General features: G+C 63.6%; 3 protein-coding genes. All 3 read right to left on the bottom strand.

The window, feature by feature from the left end:
- Positions 1 to 24 precede the first annotated feature (24 nt).
- Positions 25 to 2097 (bottom strand): prolyl oligopeptidase family protein, encoded by a 2073-nt coding sequence (locus EOD15_RS29300; protein WP_127409078.1) that lies wholly within the window; start codon positions 2095 to 2097, stop codon positions 25 to 27.
- Between the two features lie 68 nt (positions 2098 to 2165).
- The gene (locus tag EOD15_RS29295) at positions 2166 to 3338 is read right to left on the bottom strand and encodes an MFS transporter (protein ID WP_127409077.1); all 1173 of its coding nucleotides are present in this window, start codon (positions 3336 to 3338) and stop codon (positions 2166 to 2168) included.
- Positions 3339 to 3501: 163 nt separating this feature from the next.
- Positions 3502 to 4473 (bottom strand): MFS transporter (locus EOD15_RS29290; RefSeq protein WP_148129687.1); only part of this gene is annotated, 972 nt, incomplete at its 5' end.

Below are 4473 nucleotides of genomic sequence, written 5' to 3'. Positions count from 1 at the left end.
TTGCTGGCCCATAACGGAATGAGTCTAGGCCTTGGCTGTCAGCGCCCTCTGCAGGAAGACATATTTCATCGCCGTCTGCGCCGCCTGCGGCCGGCGGTCGCCACGCCCGCCATGACCACCCTCGGTCTCCTCGAAGAACAGCGTCCTGGCATGGCCGGCTTCCTGCAGGCGGGCGGCCATCTTGCGCGCATGGCCGGGATGGACCCGATCGTCAGCGGTCGATGTGGTCAGAAGCACAGGCGGATAGGCGGCAGCGGCGTCGACATGCTGGTAGGGCGAGTAGGCTGAAAGCCACTTCGCGTCTTCGGGTTTCGACGGATCGCCATATTCGGCCATCCACGAGGCGCCAGGCGGCAATTCGGCGTAACGCAGCATGTCGAGCAGCGGCACCTCGATGATGACGGCGCCGAATAGCTCGGGATGCTGCGTCAAGGAAACGCCGGTCAGCAAGCCGCCATTCGAACCACCCTGGATGCCGAGTGAGCTTGCTGTCGCGATGCCGCGCTTGACGACGTCCTGCGCGACCGCTGCGAAATCGTCGAATCCGTTTTGGCGATTGCCCTTGAGCGCCGCTTGATGCCAGGCCGGGCCGAACTCGCCGCCGCCGCGGATGCAAGCCTGCACATAGGCATTGCCCTTTTCCAGCCATAGCCTCCCGCGCACGCCGGCATAGCCGGGCAGCAGCGGCACTTCGAAACCGCCATAGCCGTAAAGCAGCGTCGGCACCGGCCCCTTCTGATCGCGCCGCCTGACGACAAAATAAGGGATCATCGTGCCGTCCTTGGAGCGCGCCTCGAACTGTTCCGAGATGAGCGGCGAGGCATCGAAACGCGCCGGCTGCGACTTCACGGTAGCGAGCGTCTCGCCATTGTCATCAGACCAGATGATCGAACTCGGGGTCAGGAAATCGGTGAAGGAAAAGGACACGCTCGAGCCGAACTGCTCGGCATGGCTGATGCCGACATTGCCATTTTCGGGCAGCGCCACCGGTTTCAGCGACCAGTTGCCATCCTTGCGCTCGCAGACGACGACCTTGCCGCGCACTTTGTCCATAAGGCTGATGAACAGCCGGTCCTGCGTGCGGGCCATGCCGGCGATGGAAACGCGATATGCCGGCTCGAACAAGGTTTCGACAGATCCGAGCGCGCCGGTCTCGACCCAGAGCGCCAGATCCAGCGAATAGAGGCCGTCGGGCTTGCAAACCGTGCCGTCGGGCGCCGTCCATGGACTGCGCACGCCGAACACGAGCTGATCCCTGAAAATTGCCGTATCGGTCATGTCGTCCGGTAGCGGCAGCTGTTTGTTTTCGCCGGAAGGCAGCCGAAGGAAGATGTGCGAAGCGAAGAAATTCAGCGTTCGAGCCAGGACCAGATAGCGTCTGTCACCGTCGTACTCGACAGCGGCACCAACGGCGAGATCCTCTTTCTGCGCCTCGAAGATCGGCGTCGCGTCTTCCAGCTTGGTATCGCGCTTCCACAGCTTTATGACTCGCGGATAGCCGGACTCGGTCTTGTCGGCCTCGTCGAAAGCGGCGGAAACAATCACGGTGTCCTTATCCAGCCAGCTGAAGCCCGACTTGGAAGCGGGTGCACGAAACCCACCCTCGACAAAAGACTTGGTCGCGATGTCGAATTCGCACATCTCGCTGGCGTCGCCGCCATCCGGCGACATACTCACCAGGCAACGGTTGAAGTCCGGATAGAGCCGGCTGGCGCCGCTGAACACCCATTTTATCCCCTCCTTCGCCGCAAGCTGGTCGAAGTCGATAATCGTTTCCCAGTCGGGCTTCTCGGTCTTGTAGGAAGCGACGGTCGTGCGGCGCCAGAGGCCGAGCACATTGGTCTTGTCCTGCCAGAAATTGTAGACATGGCCGGCTTTTGCCGCGCCGACAGCGATGTTGTCCTCGGCCGTCATCAGGTCGAGCGCGGTCTGGAACGACGCCTCATAGGACGGATCCCCCTGCAGCTCGCCAACCGTGACCTCGTTCTGGCGATGCACCCAGTCGAGCGACTGCTTGGCTGTCCTGTCCTCCAGCCAGAGGAAGGGATCGTCGGTCGTGGGGGCCGAATTCGGCGTCTGGGTGGCAGGCTTGGTCATCAGGTCTCCGATAAACGCGTTGCTTTGAAAAAGCCAACGCGGATAGGCCGTATCGATATTCACTATGCTCAGCGCACAATTGAGGCTTTCCGCCCACCAGCGAGGCTAGCAATAGCCAGCGCCAGGCACAGCAGCCCAAGCGTGATCGGCAGCCCGCCGGCACCCAGAATATCCATGGCGCCGCCCGCCAGCGGCGGCACGGCGATACCGCCGACGCCCCACATCAAGGAAAAGGCCGCATTGCCGGCAACCAGTGCGGAGCCGGTGAAGCGTTCGCCGAGCTCGATGATCGACATCGTGTAGATGCCGTAGGAAACCGCACCCCAGATAAAGATCATTGGCCAGATCAGCGGCGACTCGATGAGAAGCGGAAGCAGGACGCAGCCGAGCACCGTGATCGCGACGCAGGCAAGCCGCACCAGGCGCGCGGAAAGCCTTTCCGCCAGCAGGCCTAGCGGCACCTGCATGGCGATATTGCCGGCAATCATCACCGACAGCAGCGCCGACATGCGGGTTTCGGTAATGCCGTGATGGGTGCCATAGACAGGCAGCAGCGCCAGCGCGCCCTGTTCGAAACCGGCGGCGACTATGACGGCAAACAAAAGCAGCCACGCCAGCGGCACGAAACCCAGGACGGAAACTTGATGCCCGGCCTCGTCGACCTTGGGCAAGCGCGGCAGCACCAAGCCCAGGCAGATGCCGCACAGCACGAAGGCGGAGATGCCGACGAGGAAGGGCGGCCAGCCCTCGGTGCCGACTGCAAGCAGGCATAGCGGCCCGGCCGCGAAACCGGCCGAGATGATCGTCGAATAGACACCCATGACGCGCCCTCGCCGGGCCGGCGGCGCCAGCGCGATGACCCAGATCTCGCTCAGCACATAGAGCGGGTTGGTCACCACACCGATCAGGAAGCGCAGGGGAAACCACAAATAGACATTTTGCGTCCAGCCGATCAGCGCCAGCACGACAGCCGAAAGGGCCGCACAGGTAAGCGCCGTGCGCCCTGCCCCGAACCGGCGGGCCAGCGCCGGGATCAATGGCGACGACAGGATGAAACCAATCGGCGTCATGGCCGCCGACAGGCCGATCATCGCCGGCGAAACGCCCTGGCGCTGCAGGATGAAGCTCAGCAGCGGATAGGACAACCCTTGCGCGATGGCGAACACCGAGACGGTCGCAATCACACCGGTGATCGCCGCCCATTGCATCGTCTCGTCCTCGTTCGATTCAACCAAATTCATTGTGCGCACCGCTATCGAGGCTGCAGGATTAGCGATTGAGCAACGTGGTGGTAAGCCCCTGGCAGGCGAAAACCGCTTGCTCCAGACAATGCCTGTCAGGAGGCCGGGCCTGTCAGGAGGTTGGGCCTGTCAGGAGGTTGGGCCGGTCAGGAGGTTGGGCTCGTCAGGAAGCTCGGCGCACGGACGACCGATACAGCGCGAACATCACCAGCACCGCATCGAGGCCGGCGATCACGACCGGCAGCCCGAGCGGGCCGATGCCTTGCATGAGCACGCCGGCACCGGGTGGGCCGACGATGCCACCGACGCCCCACATCAGTGCAAAGGCAGCGTTGCCGGCGACCAGCACAGAGCCCTTGAACCGGCTGCCGAGTTCGACCAATGCCATGGTGTAGACGCCGTAACCGACCGCGCCCATCACCAGCAGCACGACCCAGATCAACGGCGTTGTGATCAGCAAAGGCAGCAAAAGCGCGCAAACGGTTGTTGCCAGCGCGCAGACGATGATCATGGCGCGGCCGCCAAAACGCTCCGCCAGAAGGCCGAGTGGTATCTGCAGCAGGATGTTGCCGAGTGAAAGCGCCATCACCAGCGAGGCCAGAACGGCTTCCGCCAGGCCGTAGCTGGCGCCGAAGACCGGGACCAGCGCATAGGTGCTCTGCTGGACCGCCGCCGAGACAAGCACGGCAAGCAGCAGCGCAGGCGCCACCTTGGCAAAGCCGACAAGGCCGCTGGCAGGCTGGTCGTCATCCTCGAAACCGGTGAGCTTAGACGAGACCGCGTGCAGGATCACCGCGCAGAGCGCGAAACCGGCGACGCCGACCATGAAGGGCGCCCAGCCCGACGTACCGAGCAGGGTCAGCGCGAATGGTCCGGCGGCGTAGCCGGCGCCCATCAGCGTGTTGAACACGCCCATCACCCGGCCGCGCCGCGACGGTGGCGCCAGCGACAGCGCCCACACCTCGCCGAGAATGTAGAGCGGGTTGATGACGACGCCGATGATGAAGCGGATGACGAACCAGGCCACCCAGTCCTGCAGATAGCCGATACCCAGGAAGCAGAGCGCGCCGATCAAGGAACTGCCGACCGCCAGATTTCGTGCACCGACAAGCCGCACAGCCGCGGGCACGAAAGA

The sequence above is a fragment of the Mesorhizobium sp. M7A.T.Ca.US.000.02.2.1 genome, from assembly GCF_003996995.1.
Taxonomy (GTDB): Bacteria; Pseudomonadota; Alphaproteobacteria; order Rhizobiales; family Rhizobiaceae; genus Mesorhizobium.
Note: the sequence above shows the minus strand (reverse complement) of the source record. Positions and strands in the feature narration are given on the sequence as shown.